Genomic DNA, 16,919 nt, shown 5'->3' with positions numbered 1-16,919 from the left:
TGCCCCCGGTAGGGGGTTGGCGAAGCGACACGAAGTGCGCGCAGCCTGGGGGCGAGCCTAGCGAAAGGCTTCGGCCAGCAATTCGTAGGAACGCAGCCGGGCCACGTGGTCGAACACCTGCGAGGTGATCATCAGTTCGTCCGCGCCGGTGCGCGCGACGAAAGCTTCCACGCCCTTCTTCACCGTCTCGACCGAGCCCACCGCGGAGCACGACAGCACCGAGTCGAGCAGCGCGTTCTCCGCCGGCCCGACCTTCTGGCGATAGTTCTCCACCGGCGGCGGCAGGCGCCCGGGCCGTCCGCTGCGCAGGTTCACGAAGGCCTGCTGCCACGAGGTGGCGCGGAACTCGGCCTCCTCGTCGGTGTCGGCCGCGAACACATTGAAGCCCAGCATCACGTACGGCTTCTGCAGCTGCGCCGAGGGCTTGAAGGTCTCGCGATAGATCTGGATGGCCTGCATGATCTGCTGCGGCGCGAAGTGCGAGGCGAAGGCATAGGGCAGGCCCAGGTGCGCCGCGAGCTGCGCGCCGAAGGTGCTCGATCCGAGGATCCACACCGGCACCTCGAGCCCCGCGCCGGGCACGGCCCGAACGGGCTGCTGCGGCGCCTTCGACATGAAGTCCATGAGCTCGATCACGTCCTGCGGGAACTGGTCGGCGTCCGACTCCAGGTTGCGCCTCAGGGCGCGCGCGGTGCGCTGGTCGGAGCCGGGCGCGCGGCCCAGGCCGAGGTCGATGCGCCCCGGGTACAGCGACTCAAGCGTGCCGAACTGCTCGGCGATCACCAGCGGCGAATGGTTCGGCAGCATCACGCCGCCGGCGCCGATGCGGATGGTGGACGTACCCGCCCCCACGTACGAAAGCAGCACTGCGGTGGCAGCGCTCGCGATGCCCGGCATGCCGTGGTGCTCGGCCAGCCAGTAGCGCGTGTAGCCCAGCTTCTCGCCATGCTGCGCCAGCGAGAGCGAGTTGCGGAACGACTGCGCGGCATCGCTGCCCTCGGTGATCGGGGAAAGGTCGAGGATGGAGAACGGAATCATGGGCGCGATCATGGCGCGAACCGCCCAATTCCGTCGCCCGAGGGGCTATTCGGTTTGGTATAGCGTGGTCACGCTCGCGAAGTCGCGGCCGTTCTGCTCCACGCTCGCCTGGAAGGGCACGCTCTCGCCCGGCGCGATGGCCGGCAGGTTGTCCACCAGCTTGAAGCCCGTGAGCTGCCCGTTGCGGTCGCGCAGGCTCACCCACAGCCGCACCTTGCCGACGATGCCCGTCCCGGGGTTCTTCACGCTGCCGCTGACCACAACGTACTTGTACGAAAAGCGCTGGCTGAAGTTGAGCAGCACGCTGCCGATCTCGGCCTTGGTGCCCGTCACCTTCACCTCCAGCGGCTTGCGCGGGCCGGGCAAGGCGGCACGTCGCATCGGCTTCCACTCGATGCGCGTGTCGGTGATGCGCTCCATGTCCTGCGGCTCCAGGTAGATGGGGAAGCGCTCGCCGGGGTACAGGTACGCCAGCCCCGCGATGGTGGTCGTGCCGTGCGCCTTGCTGCCGCTGAAGCGCGAGATCACGCCGCCCGGCGCGAGCACGACTGCGTCGGTGCTGCGATTGACGAGCTCGCCCAGGAACAGCCGCTGCTGGATGTTGTTGCGCCCGTCCACCAGCGGCAGCATCTCGAGCAGCCTGGCGTCGAAGCGCTCGCTGTCCTCGGCCAGCAGGTCGTCGGTGCCCAGGCGCAGTTCTGAATTAAAGGACTCCGGACCGCCCGCGGTGCGGATCACGCGGTCGCCGCTGCCCAGCACCGGCGTGCGCGAGCCCGAGGCCTCGACCGTGCTGTAGCCGATGCGGTAGTCCCATGCCGCGATGGCCGCGCCGCGACCGAAGCGCGCGATGCTCACGTCCACCGAGGTCCGCCCGCCGGGCTGTATCTCGTTGGCTTGCCCGTAGCCGTGGCCGAAGCCGATCACCTGCCCCGCGTCGTCGTACAGCGTGGCCAGCACCTCGAAGCCGCCGAGCACGGTGGCGTCCTTGCGGTCGTTGACGATGCGGCCCACCAGCCGCACGCGGTCGCCCTGCTGCACCAGCCGCACGCGCGAGAACACCATGCGCGGCCCCTTCACCGAGCTGTAGGGCTCGGCCAGCTTCTGCACGCGCAGCTCCTGCCGAGTGACGTTCTTGCCGCTGGGCATGTCGATCAGCGCGGGCGCGCTCTCGCCGGGCTCCAGCACGGACACGGGCAGCATCTCGCTGCGCTCGTCGAGCTTGCTCTCGCCGTCGAAGTACACGGCGCGAATGCCGGCGCGAGACAGCGGCTTGCCGGTCTCGTTGCGCGCCACCACCAGCAACTTGGGCATGGCCGAGCTCCCGCTGCCCACGAGCACCTGCCGCGGTTCGTCGAGCTTGAGGCCGTCGACGGGTATGGTGCGGTCGACCGCGGCCACCACACGCTGCGAGGCGGACGCGCCACGCGTGTCGGCATTGCGGCTGCCGAGGAACACGCCCACCACGCTGAAGAGCACCACCGCCCCCACCGCAATGGCCACCCCGATGCCGACCTTGCGCATCATGAGCGCCTGCCTGCGCGCTTCCTCGGCCGCGAGCCGGCGGCCGGCTTCGTTCTTCACCTGGTTGAGCACACGCTCCAGCCGGTCGGACACGTTGTCCTCCACCAGCGTGACGGAGCCGCAGTGCTCGCAGGTGTATTCGTTGAGGCCCGTGCGCTTGAGCACGCTGCTGCCGCACTCGCCGCACTTGAGCGTCTGGAGATCGATGGTCATGTCTGAAATGCTGCTCCCGTTTTTCTTCTTCTGCTTCTGCTCTTGCTGATGCTTCCGTCGCGGCCCTCTACCAGCCGAAGACATCCGCGAGATCTTCGGCCCGGTCCGCGCCGATCAGCGGTGCGAGCCGCTCGACCAGACGCGCGCGGTGCACCGGGTTGACCGAATAGTCGTCCGCGAAGATGTCCTCGCCCGCCTCGTCCCAGACCTGCCCGACGGTGCCGAGGCAGGCGGCCATCTCGAGGATGTCGGCGAAGAGCGGTTCATCGTCATCCCACGCGCCCGCCCCGTGCCGGGCGAACTGTATCGCGCCGGTGTTCAGGTCGAGGATGAGGGGGTCGGCGCCCTGGTCGGCCACCACCAGCCAGTGGTCGGGCCACGCGGCGAGGCGCTCGCCCGTGATGCCGTGCCAGCGGTAGCCGGCCTGCGCCGACCACAGGCGCCCCAGCGGAGGAATGCTGAAGGGGTTGCCGGCGGTGGGAACGGTGAGGCCCGCATGGCCCACGCGCTCGTTGATCCAGTTGCCGAGCGGGCCGACCTGCTCGTAGAAGGCCGCGACCGCCTCGGGCAGCGGGATCTCGCCGCGCCAGTGGTCGGCGGCGAGCTGCGGCTCCAGCGTGCCATGCGGAGCCAGGGCTGCACGAGCCTGTTCTGTCGATGCCAAGTGCGTCCTCCGTTCAGCGAGAGCAGGCTGTTCGCAACGCGGCGCGAAGCGCATCCACGTCGCCGGGCGCGATCTCGCGCATGCCCGGCAGTGCGCCGAGGCCGCATGCGGTCGATGCGACAACCGGCACGCCGGCTGCCACGGCGCGCAGCAACGCGCGCGGCGCGTGCTCGATGTGCGCGGGCAGCACGACGACGTCGGCGCCTGCCAGCCAGTCGCCCTGCCAGTTCATGTGTTCGACATGCCCGATGCCCTGCCAGAGCCGCGCATCGTCCGAAGGCGAGCCCAGCACGCGCAGCCTGCACGGCCAGCCCTGCAGCGCGGCCGCGAGTTCACGAGCGCCCTTGCGTGCCAGTGCGCTCGCGGCGAAGACGACGAGCGGAAGCTCCTGGCTCCCGGCCTTTGCGCGGCTGGTTGCCCTGACTTCGGGCAGCACCCAATCGAATCGCCGCGACGCGGCAAGCTGTCGCGCGACTTCGGCATGCGGCGTGACCACGATCGACGCTCGCGCAAGCGCCAGCGACTCGGCTCGCACCAGCGACGCATCGGCCCTGAAGTCGCGCAGCGTGACATCGCCGGGCCAGCGCCGCGAGGCTTCGTCGAGCCGCTTTTCGATGTCGACCATCGGCAGCGCGCCGGCCAGCACGATCACGCGGCGGCCGTCGAGCGCGCCGAGGCGCTGCAGGTGCGGCAGCAGTGCCTGCTCGACCACCAGCTGCGTGTGCTCCGGCTTCAGGCGCGCCGCGAAAGCCTGCGCGAGCCAGCGCTGGCCGTCGATCAGGCTGGCCTGGCGCCGTCCTGCCTGCCGGGCCCACAGCCGCTGCCACAGCGCACGGCGCAGGCTCGCGGCCCACGGCGCCTGTGCCGGCGCAACGCCGGCGGCAACCGGCTCGCGATGCCAGCCCGTCGCGGGGCGGCGCCAGAAGGCGAGCCGCAGCGGCACCGGCTGCATGCGCTGCGCACCCGGATGCTCCTCGCGCAGGTAGCGCGCGAACTCGGGCGTCCAGCCGTCGAGCAACGCAGCGGTGAGCCCTTCGGGGCCGACGTCGACCTGCGGGCGATGACGGAAGCACGCGGCCTGGTCGCAGCTGAGGCAGCCGCGCGCCATGGGCAACGCCGCGCCCGCGTCCTCGCTCGCGCGGCGCATCGTGACGGGCACGAAGGGCACGGCCGATGCGCCACGGCCCCGGATGCGCAGCACCAGCTCCGTGCCGGTCAGCTCCACTTCGAGCCGCCATGCCTGCCTGGCGCGCACCTTGAGGTCGATGTAGTTCCAGAACACGGTCGCGTCGACGGCATCCGCGCCCGGCTCCCCGGCCTGCTCGATGCGCGCCGTGTGCCCGTGCCGCTCAACCAGCTCGAAGCCCGCGCGCACCGCAACGGTGGCGAGCGCGTTCGACAGTTGGCACAGCCCGCCGGCCAGCGTCGGCACCACGCAGCCGCCGCGCAGTTCGCGGCCCTGCACGAAGCCGCGCCACGAGGCCGGCCTGCCCAGCTGGCGCCAGAAGCTCAGCACTTCGCCGGCGGGCACCTCGACGGCATCGAAGGCGCGGCGCGCCACGCGAAGGTTCTGCACCTTGCCGGCCACGAGCGGGAATTCGTCCGCGCGACCGTCGGTCCACAACGGCGTGCGGTATTGGGCGAGCACGGGCGCGTCGGCCAGTGCGTGGCTGCCGACGGGCCATCGGCGGGCCGAGGGCCGCAGGGTCTCGCGCAGCGCGTGGGCCGTGGCCAGGAGCCGCGAACGCAGCCAGAAATCGATCGCGTCGATGCGGCGCGGCGGCTGCCAGGCCTGCACGCTCACGCGGAGGGGCCTCGCTTGCGCCATTGGCCGAGGTCGGCTTCGATGCGCTCGTTGATGTTGCCGCTCCAGTGCGCGCCGAAGCCGGCCGCGCGCAGCAGTTCGACGATGCGGTGGCCCACGGCCGCGGTGTTGGCCTCGCGCTGCTCGATCTCGGGGATCATGCCGCCGCTGAAGGCCAGGTGCAGGCGGCCGGTGCGCACGGCCGTGTCGAGGTCCTGCGCGTGATAGAAGCAGCAGCCGCGAATACCGGACTCCGCCCGACCGGCCGCGCGCCACTGCTCGCGCACGTCGTCGTGGCCGTCGGAGAGCGTGTTGCCCGCGCGGTGCAGCGCGATGATCTTCTCGCCTCGCAGCTGCGCGAAGACGGCCTCGAGCCTGTCGTATTCGGTCTGCGCGGGCCATCCGGCCTCGGCCTCGTGCTTGGCGGCGCATGCGCTCGCGGCCTCTGCCTTGACCCAGGCACGGTCTTCGCTGGTGATTTCGTCGGGATCGAGGTACTCGTCGGTGATCATCCACTCGACATCGGCGTCGGGATAGAAGCCGCTCCACACCAGGTCGTGGATGCGTCCGCGCGTGTCTTCTGGGTCGAGAGTAAGGGCCATGCGTGTTGGGCTGCCGCCTTGGCGGCAACGGGTCATGCTTTCTTTTTTCCTGGCGGAAGCGTGGTCGTATTTTTACCCGAGCGCACCACGATGGCGCGGTAATGCGAAAGCATGATGTCCGACGGCCACCCCTTCCGTACCGCACCATCATGAAGGATGCGCCATGGCAAGGCAATGCGCCTTATGGCGAAGCCGGCTCCGCCACATGGCCGGGGTGCAGCAGGGCCGCTGGCTATGCTCGGCGGCTCCCCATGCCGCAGCAACATCGCCTTCCAGACCCCGCCCTGCCGCCGGCCGACGAACGCCTGCCCGCCTCGTGGACCTCCACCATGCCGCAGGCCACGGAACGCATGCAGAGGACGGCCGCCGACCGGGTCGCCTGGCTGGTCGCGCTGGCGGTGCTGGTGTTCATGGCCGTCTTCGGCTTCCAGGCGATGCACTGGTCGCTGGCCGGCGGCTGGCGGTGGCTCTGGATGCTGGTGGGATTGCCGTTCTTCGGCGTCTTCTCGGTGCTGTCGGTGCTGGCCGTCGTCACGAGGCTGCGCGAACGCCGGCGGGTGCGGGTGACGCTGGAGAACATGTCGCTGGAGCGCGGGGAAGGTTTTCGCACGGGCGAGCCGCTCGAGCTGCGCCTGCGCGCGACGGTGCCGATTGCACGGGAGGGTGAGCGCACGGTGGCACCGGAGCACATCGCGATGCACCTGGTGCGGCGCTTCATGCTCGATGCAGCCGACGGAACGCGATCGCTGGTGGAGGAGTGCTGCGACGAAGCGATCGCGCCGCGCGAGGATGCGCGGGCCGGCCGGGTTGTCTATGCCTGCGAGCTTCGCGCGAAGCCCGCGAACGGCGACGAAGCCGCGCAATGGTCGGTCGAGTTGCGCGAAGCGGCCGACGGCACCGGGGAGCCCTTGCTCGTCGCCGCGCTGCGGCTGCTCCCCCCGCGCTGAGGCCGGACCGGACGCAAAAAAGCCGGGCCATGGCCCGGCTTTCTTTCAGCCCCGCAGGAAATTACAGCGGCAGTGCGTCGCCGTGAGCGGCAGCGCGGGCTGCGGCACGAACCGCGGCGCGGTCCACCGAGCTGGCCACGACCGGAGCGACGCCGGAAGAAGCGCCTTCGGCATACGGGTCACCGCTGCGGGCGGCTGCCACGGCTTCGGCACGAACGGCCGAGCGGCTGGCGGTCGAGACGATCGCTTGTGCCGGGCCGGCGTTGGCACCGGTGGCGTAGGGGTTCGCGCTGTGGGCGGCAACCACGGCCTGGCTGGCAACGTCGGCGCGGCTGGCGGCCGAGGTCAGCTGGTGCACGCCTTCATAGGTTTCGGCGTGGGCAACGCCGGCAGCGGCCAGCAGGGCGAGGGAAACGGCGGAGAGGAGCTTCGAGGCGGTCATTTGGATGTGTCCTTCAATTGGTTCGGTTCTTGTTTCTTGATCTGGATCAGCTGAAGGGCTGGTCCATGGGAAGAATTGTGCGCCCGTCGTCTAAGTAAAAACCCTTAGACAATGGAACCACGGTGTTCACACCATGGAAACAATCAACCGCCGGGAAGACGGATCACCGCCTGTCGTAGAGTCCCCCGCATGAGCGAACCGGCCCCCGCCCCTTCACCTTCCACGTCCTTCTGGGGAAGCCCCGACACCGTGTTCGACCGGCTGGCGGGCGAATGGAGCCTGCAGCGCAACATCGAGGGGCAGGCCACCATGAGCGGCGTCGCCACGTTCACGCCGCTGGAAGCCGGAACGCTCAAGTACCGTGAGGAAGGCCGCATCCGCCTGGCCGACGGCAAGGAGTTCGACGGGCACCGCGAATACCTTTTCGAACGCGCTCCGGGCGGTTTCGCGGTGCATTTCGCCGAAACGCCGCCACGCCTCTTCCATACCATCGCCGTCGTGCGCGAGGGCAAGGGTGACGGTGACGTGCTCGCCGGCTCGGCCACGCACCTGTGCACGCCCGACACCTACGACAGCAGCTACCGCTTCCTGCCCGACGGCTCCTTCACGATCCGCCACGTGGTGCACGGCCCGCGCAAGGACTACCTCTCGGAAACCGTCTTCAGCCGGCGAGGCTGAGGGAAGCCGCTCAGTCGCGGTCGAGGCGCCACGCCGGCATGCCGCGCATCACGGTCTGCACCAGCACCGCGCAGATGCCGCACTTGATGAGGTCGCCGGGAATGAACACCAGCATGGCCAGCGCGGCCTTCGACAGCGACATGTGGGCGATCCACGAGAGCCCGACGATGCCGAAGGCGTAGACCACGCCGATCCCGCCGACCAGCGCCGAGAGGAACGCCGCCGCCAACAGGGGAAGCCCCGTCGTGCCGCCGATGCGGCGCACGGCCAGGCGCATCAGCAGGCCGCAGGCGAAGGCGCCGAACATCCAGCCGAACAGGAAGCCGCCGGCAGGCGCCACGAACACGCTCAGGCCGCCACGGCCGCCCGGCAGCAGCGGCAGCCCGAGCGCCACCGCGAGCAGGAACAGCGCGATGGCCAAAAAGCCCCGGCGCGGCCCCAGCAGGCAGCCCGCCAGCATCACGCCCAGCGACTGCAGCGTGATCGGCACGCCGAACGGCAGGTCGATCTTCGGGATCAGGCCGAACACCGCCATCAGCGCCGCGAACAGCGCGATGTACGACAGCGAACGGGAGGAAGTGAGGGAGCCTGAAGTGGTGGTCATGGCAGTCGCAATCGAGAAAAGACGGAAGAAGGATCAGCGCCCGAGCCGCGCGGCCAGCGCGTCCGCCACGCGCTCCGCCGTCTGCAGCGTGCGGATGGTCAGCGGCGCCAGCAGCCGCAGGCCGCCGCCGTGGCCGGAGCGGACGCGGTAGGCATCGTCGAGGCGCTGCCACTGCACATAGAAATTTTCGGCGAAGCGCAGCATGAGGCCAAGGCCCAGCGCGATCCGCTCGGTGGGCACGCCGAAGCGCTGCAGCGGATGCAGCACGGCCTCGAGCACCGCCAGCAGGTCCTCGAAGCGAGTGGTCAGCGTGAGCATCAGCGCAAGCGTGGCCGCGCTCGCCAGGCGCAGTGCGCTGGCCACGCCGAGCAGCGTCGTGCCCATCGCCCAGTGGAAGCCGACGATCAGCCCGCAGGCCACCGTCACGCCGACCAGCATGCGCACGCGGCGCCATGCGGGCGCTCCGAGCGAGGCGAAGATCAGCAGCACCGCTGCGCAGGCGATGGCCAAGTACGACGGGCGCTCGACCAGCACCAGCAGCGTGCCGCACACCGACAGCACCGCGAGCTTGATCCATGCCGCGATCGCATGCATCCACGTCGGCTGCTCCGAATACAGGCTACGCATGGTGGCGCCCCCGCTCAGCGGCAGCGCGCTCGCGCACGTCCTCGGCGTAGGCCTCGCACACCTCGCGGCCCGGTCCGTCGCCGCGCACCCTGCCCTGGTCGAGCCACAGCACGCGCTCGAAGTCGTAGACGTGCTCCAGCAGGTGCGTGGACACGAGGATCTGGTGGTCGCTCGCCTCCAGTTGCGCGGCAAGCCGCGCCTGGCTCAACAGGTCGAGGCTGGCGAATGGCTCGTCGAGCAGCAGCGTGGCGGGCTCGCTGATCTGCAGGGCCAGCAGGCACACCTGCTGGCGCTGGCCCTGGCTCAGCTCGCTCACCGCGCGCCCGGCCCAGGCCTCGAGCCCGCGCCGGGCAAGGAAATCGCGCGCCTGCTGCCTGGCCGCCTGCCGCGTCTCGCCGCGCGCCGTAAGACTGAAGGCCAGCTCCTCGGCCACGGTCGGAAAGATGATCTGGTCGTCGGGGTTCTGGAACATCAGCCCCACGTGCTTCGACAGCTGCCTGCGGTCGGCCTGCGTGTCGCAGCCATGCACGACCACGCGCCCTTCCTGCGGCTGGTCGAGCCCGCTGATGAGGCGGAACAGGCTGCTCTTGCCCGCGCCGTTGTCGCCGACCAGGCCGATGCGCATCTCCTGCAGGTCGAGCGTCAGCCCCTCGAAGACGCGCTGGCTGCCGCGCACCAGCGTCACCGCCTCGAGGCGGATGCTGTGCGGGGAGCTGGGTTCGGACGGGGTCGGCTGCGGCAAGGGGCGCCCACTGTACCTGATGCGGTACCCGAAGCCGCCTCGCCGCCGCGAGGCTCAGGCCGCGGCCGGAAACAGCGCGTTGAGCTCGCCCACGGACAGCATGCCCTCGCCCATCGTGCCGAAGCGGCCGTGCCCGAAGGCTTCGCCCGCGATGCGCGCCACCAGCCCCAACGCCGACTGCAGCGGGCCGCAGCCCAGGCTGATGCGCCGCGCACCGGCACGCGCGAGGCTATCGGCCGGCGGTGCGCCGGCGTAGCCCGCGTACACGTTCAGCGGCAGGTCGAGCGCACCGGACAGCCGCCCGATCTCTTCGGGGCTGGACATGCCCGGCACGAAGATGCCGTCCGCGCCCGCCGCCGCGTAGAGCTTCGCGCGGCGCAGCGCCTCCTCGAAGCGCGCGGCCGGGTCGTCCCACGGCATGAAGTACACGTCGGTGCGTGCGTTGATGAAGAAGCGCGCGTCCAGCTCGCGGATGGCCGCGATGCGCTCGCACAGCACCTCGGGCGACGCCAGCTCGCGCGCGCCCGGTCGCGTGCCGTCCTCGATGTTGATGCCGGCTGCGCCCATGTCGACGAGCGCGCCCGCCACCTCGCGCACCGCCGCGGCGCTCTCGCCGAAGCCGCTCTCGATGTCCACGCTCACCGGCACGCTCGCCACGCGGCAGATGCGCGCGCAGGCCGCGACCAGCTCGGCGACGGGCATTCGCTCGCCATCCGCGTAGCCCAGTGACCAGGCCATGCCCGCGCTGGTGGTGCCGATGGCCGTGGCGCCGGCGCGCTCGACGATGCGGGCGCTGGCGGCGTCCCATGCGTTCACCAGGACCAGCGGTCCGGGGCCGGCATGAAGCCGGTGGAAATCTTCTGTCTTCTGCTGCGCGTCGCTCGATCGCATGGCCATCCGTTCCAAGGGAGTTGAGGAATGGCCGCAGCTTAGGAGCGGCGCGCCGCCCCGGCTTGGAAAAAACTGCTATTTCATTTCACGCCGTAGCCGCGCGCCGCCCGCAGCGCGATCAGGCTCACCACCACGCCGAAGCCCACGTAGAACGCCGGCGCGATCTTGCTGCCCGTGGCCGTGATGAGCCAGGCGCTGATGAAGGGCGCGAAGCCGCCGAAGATCGCCACGCCGAAGCTGTAGCTCACCGAGAGCCCCGTGCCGCGCGTGGCCGCCGGGAACAGCTCCGACATCGCCGCCGAGATCGGCCCCCAGTAGGCAGAGGCCACCACGCCCATCGCGGTGAGCGCCAGCATCAGCGCCGGCACCGAGGGATGGTTCACCAGCAGGTAGAACAGCGGCACGATCATCACCAGCATGACCAGCGCCGCGGCACGCATCACGGGGATGCGCCCCACGCGGTCGGACATGCTGCCGAACAGCGGCACCAGCGCGAACTGCAGCACGCCGAACCAGAAGGTGCCGGCGAAGGCCATCGACGGCGGCAGGCCCAGCTGGCGCACCGCGAAGGTGGGCATGAAGAGCCCCGTGTAGGCCACGATGGTCGCGAGGATGATGAGCCCCATCGCCGCCAGCGTGCGCCCGCGCTGGTCCACCAGCGTGGTGCGCACCGGCGTGGCTTCCTGCGCGGCGCGCTTGAACTCCACGCCTTCGTCGAGGTGGCGGCGGATGTACAGGCCCGCCGGGCCGATCAACAAGCCGAAGAAGAACGGAATGCGCCAGCCCCACGACAGCAGCTGCTCGGGCGTGAGCAGCGCATTGAGCCCCATGCCGAAGCCCGCCGCCAGGAAGGTGGTGATGCCCTGGCTCGCGAACTGCCAGCTCGAGAAGAAGCCGCGCCGGCGCGGGTCCTGCTCGGCCAGCAGCGCGGTGGCACTGCCGAACTCGCCGCCCGCCGCGAAGCCTTGCAGCAGCCGCGCGAGGATCACGAGCCCCGGCGCCCACAGCCCGATCTGCGCGAAGGTGGGTGCCACCGCGATCAGCAGCGTGCCGCACAGCATCAGCGCCATCGACAGCGTCAGCGCGTTCTTGCGCCCGCGCGCGTCGGCATACGCGCCCAGCACCAGCGAGCCGACCGGGCGCATCACGAAGGTCACGCCGAAGGTGCCCAGCGTGATGAGCAGCGACACGGTGTCGTTCTCGGCCGGGAAGAACAGCTTGGAGATGGTCACGGCCAGAAAGCCGTAGATCACGATCTCGAACCACTCCAGCGCGTTGCCGATGGAGATGGCCGTGATGACCCGCAGCGTGCTCTGCCGGGAGGCCGGCTCGGCGGGTTCTGAAAGGTCGGCGGTGCGTGGGGCGAGTGTGCTCATGGTGCTGCGTGCTCCAGGGGTGGTTGAACTGCAAGGTCCGCGCCAGTCGCGGGCCGGACGCCGAAGTGATGCAGCACGTTGCGCAGCAGCCCTTCGAAACAGGGGTCGGCACCGAGCACCCAGCTCGCGCCGACGGCGCCTGCGTTGAACACGCGGCCGCCTTGCGGGCGCTCCCAATAGATCATCTCGGCCGACAGCCCGCCCCGCGAATCGGTCGGCTGCGAGTAGTAGTCGAGGTACGCGTCGAGGCGCCCGGGGCGCTGCCTGCGCCCCTCGGCGATGACCTGGATGCCGCGCTGCGGCTCGGGCAGGCTCTCTCCGGCGGGCAGCCTGCGCGTCATGCGGTTCAGCGTCGCGACGCTCAGGTCCCACTCGTGGCCGATGGCGCGCGGCAGGCCGCCGCCCGGCGCGTGACCGAAGGTGGAGCCGTCTTCGAGCCCCAGCGCGTGCGGCTGCGTGAACAGGAAGTGCTTCGGCTGCGTCGCGTGGTACACGCCGAAGTCGTCGCCGTCGGCGAAGGCCCAGCCCGCCGATTCCAGCCCGATGAGCTCGGCGCAGGAGCGCCCGGCCTGCCTGAACTGGCCGCCGCGCGCCCAGTCCTGCGAGTGGTACTGCTCGCCGTAGGGGCCGGCGGGCGGGCGCAGCTCCACCGATTCCGCGCCGTCCTCGTCGCCCGGTCCGCGCACCTTGCGCTGCTCCATCACCGTGCACTCTTCGTCGTAGCTCACGCGCAGGTACATGGTGTTGCCCGACAGCACGATGGCGGTGCCGCCGCCCGACAGGTAGTCGTCGAGCCCGTCGCAGGCTGGCTGCGACCAGTATTCGCTGTGGCCGTTGATGAACACCGTCTCGTAGGCCTTCAACAGGCCCGGGTCGCGGTGCAGATCGAGATCGCTCACCACGTCGTAGTCGTAACCGCAGCGCTCCAGCCACACGTGCAGGCGACGCTCCAGCCGGGTCCACTGGCTGAAGCCTGCATCGGCCGGGTCGTACAGCGCGTTCGGGCTGGCGTTGGGCCACGGCATGCGCAGGCCCACCTGGTAGGTCGGCTGGCCGCCGCGGTGGTAGGTGTAGCTGCAGAAGGCCGGCGCCTCGGGATGGCTGTTCTCCAGTCCCGCCGAGCGGCGCGGCCACACCGGATCGCTCGCGGTGTTCTTCGCGAAGGGCGTGGCGGCGTAGGCCAGCCAGCTGTTGGTGGCGCACAGCACCAGCACCGGCGCGGGAGCCCGCTGCGCGGCGCGGCGCACGATGAACGCGATGTCGTACTCGACCGGCCTGCCGTCGAGCAGGAAGTGCACGCGCCCCACGTACACGCCGGATTTCGCGTCCGCCGGAATGCGGAAGGCATGGCTCTCGGGCCAGCGGCAGTCGTAGAGATCGTCGCTCGCCAGGCGCAGGCCGTGGCCGCGCGTGGGGTCGGCCAGCGGGTCGTAGCCGTCGTCGGAAAACTCGTTCACGCGCGCCGGTTCGAAGGCCGGCCCGACGATCATCCAGGTGCCGTGGTTGACGATGCGGCCGGTGCGTTGGTGGCCGCTGGCATCGGCCACCACGTCGCCGCGCTCCTCGCGCAGCGGCCAGCAGGCGAGCACGGTGCGTCCGCGCGGTGTGCGCAGGCCGCGGTCGGCGAAGCGCGCCTCCACCTCATCGGCCTGCAGCGCATGGGAGTAGATCGCCGGCATGACGATGTCGCCCTCGAGGAATGCATCCGCCAGGCCGTCGATGCCGCTGCCGCCCAGGCGCAGCGGCGCCCTGCCCGGCTGCACCACGCCGTCGAAACGGCCGCGCGCGACGGCCTCGCCGTCGATCCACAGCACCGTCTCTCGCCCGTCCCAGGTGGCGACGATGTGATGCCAGCGCTTCGGCACCAGCGAGCCGCCCGCGAGCTCGCCTTCCGGGCGGAAGGCGCCGCCGTCGCCCAGATGGAACACAGCGCGGCCCGCCTCGTCGACGAAGAGGCCGTAGCCGCAGGCGGCGGGCAGGTCGAACTGCCCGATCACGCTCTGGCGCGCGCCCACGCTCCATACCTGCACCCAGCACTCCAGCGTGAGCGCGCGCAACGGATGACCGAGGCCGCGCTCCACCAGCACATAGGAGCCCGGGTGGATCGGATGCACGCGCGCGGGCGAAGGCTCGAAGGCGTGCAGCACCATGTCGGCCGTGCGGCCCTCGGTGTCGGGGCCGAGCCGGCACACCGAGAGCGTGTAGGGCACGTGGCTGCTGAGATGGAAGCGCACCACCTCGCCGGCGGCCACGCTCTTGCGGTCGGTGTAGCCGTGCACGCCGGGCACGTGCAGGCTGCGGTGGGGCGGAAGAATCTTCTGCTGTTGCATCGTCATGCCACGGTGGCCAGGCCCTTGGCCGCGATCTCGTCGGCCAGGTCGTGCAGCGAGCGTTCGAGCAGGTCCGCCAGTTCGTCGATCTCGGCCGGCGTGATGGTCAGCGGCGGCGTGATCATCTGGAAGTCGCCGAAGGCGCCCAGGTTGGCGCGCCGGTTGTACAGCGCGATGCCGTGCTTCAGCCCGTGCTCGGTGAGCCGCGCCGGCGCGTTGAAGCTTGCCGGCAGCTGCCGCTTCGTCGCCTTGTCGGCCACGATCTCGATGGCGGTGAAGAGGCCCTTGCCGCGCACGTCGCCCACGATGGGCGAGCGCGCCGCCACCTCGCGCAGGCGCGCCATCAGCAGCTCGCCCATGTCGCGCGCGCGGGTCACGAGGTCCTGCGCGATCACTTCGCCGAGCACCGCGTTCGCCACCGCGCACGACAGCGGGTTGGTGAAGTAGGTGTGGCCGTGCACGAAACCGCCGCTGCCCGCGACCGCGTCGACGATGCGGTCGGGCGCCAGCAGCGCGCCCAGCGGCGTGTAGCCCGCCGCCAGCCCCTTGGCCAGCGTGACCAGGTCGGGCCGCGCGCCGGCCCAGTGGTGCGCCGCGAGAAAGGCGCCGGTGCGGCCCGCGCCGCTCATGATCTCGTCGTAGATCAGCAGCACGCCGTGGCGGTCGCAGATCTGGCGCACGCGCTCGAAGTACACGGCGGGCGCCACCGCCGCGCCGGTCGACAGCCCGCCGATCGGCTCCATGATGAAGGCCAGCACAGTGTCGGCGCCCTCGCGCACGATGGTGGTCTCCAGTTCGTCGGCGCAGGCCAGCGCGTGGCTCTCGGCGGTGTGGCCGGCGGGCACGCGGTACGACAGCGGCGCGCTCACCTTCGGCATCTCGCGCACCATCGGCCCGTAGATCGACTGGGTGTGCGCATCGCCGGTCACCGCCAGCGCACCGAGCGTGGAGCCGTGGTAGCTCGGGTTGCGCGAGATCACCTTCACGCGCCGCGCCTGGCCCGTGACCACCGCGTATTGCCGCGCCAGCTTGATCGCCGACTCGTTGGCTTCCGAGCCGCCCGAGACGAAGAAGGCACGGTCGAAGCCCTCGCCCGCCAGCGCGCAGACGCGGTCGGCCAGCTCGATGCTCTGCTCGCTCTCGAAGAAGCGCGGGTAGGCGAAGGTCACGCGCGCCGCCTGCTCCTGCATGGCCGCCAGCACGCGCGGATTGCCATGGCCGATGTTGGCGACCACCGCGCCGGCGGTCGCGTCGAGGAAGCGGCGGCAGCCCGTGTCCCAGAGGTAGATGCCCTCGCCGTGCGCGATGCGCGGCGGCCGTGGCGTGCCCTTGGCGGCATAGAAGCCGAGCACGGAGCCGCCCTTGGGCGTGTCTCCCACGGTGCGGGGGGTGTCTTCGATCGAGGCGCTCATCGGGAAATATCCATTCATCGCAGGTCTTGAACGGCCACGACGATAGGCAGAGCCCGCCGCCACGGGTAGACGTATGGGCCGATGAAGTGCTATACGTCTGGCGCATGAAGAACACCCACGACCGGCTCGACCTGCTGCACACCTTCATCCGCATCGGCGAGAGCGGATCGCTCAGCAAGGCGGCGCGCCTGCTCGACACGACGCAGCCCACCGTGAGCCGCCGCCTGCTCGAACTGGAACGGCTGCTGGGCTGCAAGCTGGCGATCCGCAACACCGCGAACTTCTCGCTCACCGACGAAGGCCGCTCGCTGCTGGCCGAGGCGCACGACCTCACCGACCGCTGGTCGGGCCTGTCGCAGCGGCTGCAGGGCGGGCAGAGCCGGCCCGAGGGCACGCTGCGCGTGATCGGCCCCTCCGGCTACGGCACCGGCTTTCTCACCGACGCGGTGACCGACCTGCGCGCGGCGCATCCGCAGCTGCGCGTGGAGCTCACGCTGACCGACCGCGTGGTCGACCTCGCGGCCTCCGGCGCCGAATGCTGGGTGTGCGTGGGCGAGGTGCGCGACCCCGGCCTCGTCTGCCGCACAGTGGGCCGCATGGAGCGCGTGCTGATCGCCACGCCCGAGCTGCTGAAGCGCACCGGCCCCGTCACGCTGGCACGGCTGCCTCAATTGCCGTGCGTGGGCCTGATCCCGTACGTGACGGGCAACGTGCGGCTCATCAACCGCGCGGGCCGCTCGCGCATCGTGCCGCTGGACACGCCCATCCGTACCGACAGCCTGCTCGCGAGCTACCGCGCGATCCTCAACGGCGCGGGCATCGGCGCCGCAGCGCCATGGATGTGCCACGAGGACATGCAGGCCGGCCGCCTGAAGCGCGTGCTTCCCAACTGGTGGCTGGAGCCCATCGGCGTGCACGTCGCGCTGCCGCCGGGGCTGTACCGGCCGGCACGGGTCACGGCCTTCGTCGAGGCGCTGCGACAGCGCATGCATGCGCTGCCGGGGTTCAGGCCGGCGGCGTGAGCCGCA

16 protein-coding genes are annotated in these 16,919 nt (G+C 70.7%); 3 read left to right on the top strand and 13 right to left on the bottom strand.

Annotated features, from left to right (window positions below; all coding sequences use genetic code 11):
• Positions 1–57: 57 nt before the first annotated feature.
• From ABL840_RS03135 to ABL840_RS03115, 5 genes are all read right to left on the bottom strand, one after another.
• Positions 58–1,038, bottom strand: a complete 981-nt coding sequence (locus tag ABL840_RS03135; protein ID WP_093301774.1) for an LLM class flavin-dependent oxidoreductase — start codon at positions 1,036–1,038, stop codon at positions 58–60.
• 45 nt (positions 1,039–1,083) lie between these two features.
• Complete coding sequence (locus ABL840_RS03130) at positions 1,084–2,772, bottom strand: FxLYD domain-containing protein (RefSeq protein ID WP_093301523.1); 1,689 nt, start codon at positions 2,770–2,772, stop codon at positions 1,084–1,086.
• Positions 2,773–2,839: 67 nt separating this feature from the next.
• Positions 2,840–3,436, bottom strand: coding sequence for a hypothetical protein (locus ABL840_RS03125; protein WP_093301522.1), 597 nt, complete (start codon positions 3,434–3,436; stop codon positions 2,840–2,842).
• 13 nt (positions 3,437–3,449) lie between these two features.
• Complete coding sequence (locus ABL840_RS03120) at positions 3,450–5,240, bottom strand: VanW family protein (protein WP_418116185.1); 1,791 nt, start codon at positions 5,238–5,240, stop codon at positions 3,450–3,452.
• Positions 5,237–5,842, bottom strand: a complete 606-nt coding sequence (locus tag ABL840_RS03115; protein WP_093301519.1) for a DUF6891 domain-containing protein — start codon at positions 5,840–5,842, stop codon at positions 5,237–5,239. The genes ABL840_RS03120 and ABL840_RS03115 overlap by 4 nt, the downstream gene beginning before the upstream one ends.
• A 251-nt stretch (positions 5,843–6,093) precedes the next feature.
• Here ABL840_RS03115 and ABL840_RS03110 point away from each other — a divergent pair, with 251 nt between their 5' ends.
• Complete coding sequence (locus ABL840_RS03110; protein ID WP_418116184.1) at positions 6,094–6,789, top strand: hypothetical protein; 696 nt, start codon at positions 6,094–6,096, stop codon at positions 6,787–6,789.
• Positions 6,790–6,850: 61 nt separating this feature from the next.
• Here ABL840_RS03110 and ABL840_RS03105 read toward each other — a convergent pair whose 3' ends face one another.
• On the bottom strand, positions 6,851–7,231 hold the full coding sequence (locus ABL840_RS03105) for a helicase SNF2 (RefSeq protein ID WP_093301517.1): 381 nt from the start codon (positions 7,229–7,231) through the stop codon (positions 6,851–6,853).
• Between the two features lie 189 nt (positions 7,232–7,420).
• Here ABL840_RS03105 and ABL840_RS03100 point away from each other — a divergent pair, with 189 nt between their 5' ends.
• Entirely contained in the window at positions 7,421–7,909 is a 489-nt protein-coding gene (locus ABL840_RS03100; RefSeq protein WP_093301516.1) for a DUF6314 family protein, read from the top strand.
• A 10-nt stretch (positions 7,910–7,919) separates the two neighbouring features.
• Here the strand turns inward: ABL840_RS03100 and ABL840_RS03095 are convergent, their stop codons facing one another.
• The 7 genes from ABL840_RS03095 to ABL840_RS03065 all read right to left on the bottom strand — a co-directional run bounded on the left by ABL840_RS03095 (position 7,920) and on the right by ABL840_RS03065 (position 15,891).
• Positions 7,920–8,513 carry a biotin transporter BioY gene (locus tag ABL840_RS03095; protein WP_093203696.1) on the bottom strand — a complete coding sequence of 198 codons (594 nt, stop codon included), beginning with the start codon at positions 8,511–8,513 and terminating at the stop codon, positions 7,920–7,922.
• A 33-nt stretch (positions 8,514–8,546) separates the two neighbouring features.
• Entirely contained in the window at positions 8,547–9,140 is a 594-nt protein-coding gene (locus ABL840_RS03090; protein WP_093301515.1) for an energy-coupling factor transporter transmembrane component T family protein, read from the bottom strand.
• Positions 9,133–9,882 (bottom strand): energy-coupling factor ABC transporter ATP-binding protein, encoded by a 750-nt coding sequence (locus ABL840_RS03085; protein WP_093301513.1) that lies wholly within the window; start codon positions 9,880–9,882, stop codon positions 9,133–9,135. The genes ABL840_RS03090 and ABL840_RS03085 overlap by 8 nt, the downstream gene beginning before the upstream one ends.
• 54 nt (positions 9,883–9,936) lie before the next feature.
• Positions 9,937–10,773: an isocitrate lyase/PEP mutase family protein gene (locus tag ABL840_RS03080; protein WP_418116183.1), complete on the bottom strand. Its 837-nt coding sequence runs from the start codon at positions 10,771–10,773 to the stop codon at positions 9,937–9,939.
• Positions 10,774–10,853: 80 nt separating this feature from the next.
• The gene (locus ABL840_RS03075) at positions 10,854–12,149 is read right to left on the bottom strand and encodes an MFS transporter (RefSeq protein ID WP_093301510.1); all 1,296 of its coding nucleotides are present in this window, start codon (positions 12,147–12,149) and stop codon (positions 10,854–10,856) included.
• Positions 12,146–14,485 carry a LamG domain-containing protein gene (locus ABL840_RS03070; RefSeq protein ID WP_093301509.1) on the bottom strand — a complete coding sequence of 780 codons (2,340 nt, stop codon included), beginning with the start codon at positions 14,483–14,485 and terminating at the stop codon, positions 12,146–12,148. The genes ABL840_RS03075 and ABL840_RS03070 overlap by 4 nt, the downstream gene beginning before the upstream one ends.
• Positions 14,482–15,891 (bottom strand): aspartate aminotransferase family protein, encoded by a 1,410-nt coding sequence (locus ABL840_RS03065; protein WP_093301507.1) that lies wholly within the window; start codon positions 15,889–15,891, stop codon positions 14,482–14,484. The genes ABL840_RS03070 and ABL840_RS03065 overlap by 4 nt, the downstream gene beginning before the upstream one ends.
• Before the next feature lie 104 nt (positions 15,892–15,995).
• Here ABL840_RS03065 and ABL840_RS03060 point away from each other — a divergent pair, with 104 nt between their 5' ends.
• A complete protein-coding gene (locus ABL840_RS03060; protein ID WP_093203678.1) occupies positions 15,996–16,913 on the top strand; it encodes a LysR family transcriptional regulator in 918 nt (305 codons plus the stop codon).
• Positions 16,914–16,919 lie beyond the last annotated feature (6 nt).

Source organism: Variovorax sp. NFACC27, from assembly GCF_048301545.1.
Lineage (GTDB): Bacteria > Pseudomonadota > Gammaproteobacteria > Burkholderiales > Burkholderiaceae_C > Variovorax > Variovorax gossypii.
The sequence above is the reverse complement of the archived record's forward strand: the minus strand, read 5'-3'. Positions and strand labels throughout refer to the sequence as shown.

Bases quoted from the DNA above. Each gene is read 5' to 3' on its own strand.
- ABL840_RS03100 (WP_093301516.1), top strand. From the start codon at position 7,421: ATGAGCGAACCGGCCCCCGCCCCTTCACCTTCCACGTCCTTCTGGGGA.
- ABL840_RS03090 (WP_093301515.1), bottom strand. From the start codon at position 9,140: ATGCGTAGCCTGTATTCGGAGCAGCCGACGTGGATGCATGCGATCGCG.
- ABL840_RS03105 (WP_093301517.1), bottom strand. From the start codon at position 7,231: ATGACCGCCTCGAAGCTCCTCTCCGCCGTTTCCCTCGCCCTGCTGGCC.
- ABL840_RS03130 (WP_093301523.1), bottom strand. From the start codon at position 2,772: ATGACCATCGATCTCCAGACGCTCAAGTGCGGCGAGTGCGGCAGCAGC.
- ABL840_RS03110 (WP_418116184.1), top strand. From the start codon at position 6,094: ATGCCGCAGCAACATCGCCTTCCAGACCCCGCCCTGCCGCCGGCCGAC.
- ABL840_RS03115 (WP_093301519.1), bottom strand. From the start codon at position 5,842: ATGGCCCTTACTCTCGACCCAGAAGACACGCGCGGACGCATCCACGAC.
- ABL840_RS03070 (WP_093301509.1), bottom strand. From the start codon at position 14,485: ATGACGATGCAACAGCAGAAGATTCTTCCGCCCCACCGCAGCCTGCAC.
- ABL840_RS03065 (WP_093301507.1), bottom strand. From the start codon at position 15,891: ATGAGCGCCTCGATCGAAGACACCCCCCGCACCGTGGGAGACACGCCC.
- ABL840_RS03095 (WP_093203696.1), bottom strand. From the start codon at position 8,513: ATGACCACCACTTCAGGCTCCCTCACTTCCTCCCGTTCGCTGTCGTAC.
- ABL840_RS03135 (WP_093301774.1), bottom strand. From the start codon at position 1,038: ATGATTCCGTTCTCCATCCTCGACCTTTCCCCGATCACCGAGGGCAGC.
- ABL840_RS03080 (WP_418116183.1), bottom strand. From the start codon at position 10,773: ATGCGATCGAGCGACGCGCAGCAGAAGACAGAAGATTTCCACCGGCTT.
- ABL840_RS03060 (WP_093203678.1), top strand. From the start codon at position 15,996: ATGAAGAACACCCACGACCGGCTCGACCTGCTGCACACCTTCATCCGC.
- ABL840_RS03075 (WP_093301510.1), bottom strand. From the start codon at position 12,149: ATGAGCACACTCGCCCCACGCACCGCCGACCTTTCAGAACCCGCCGAG.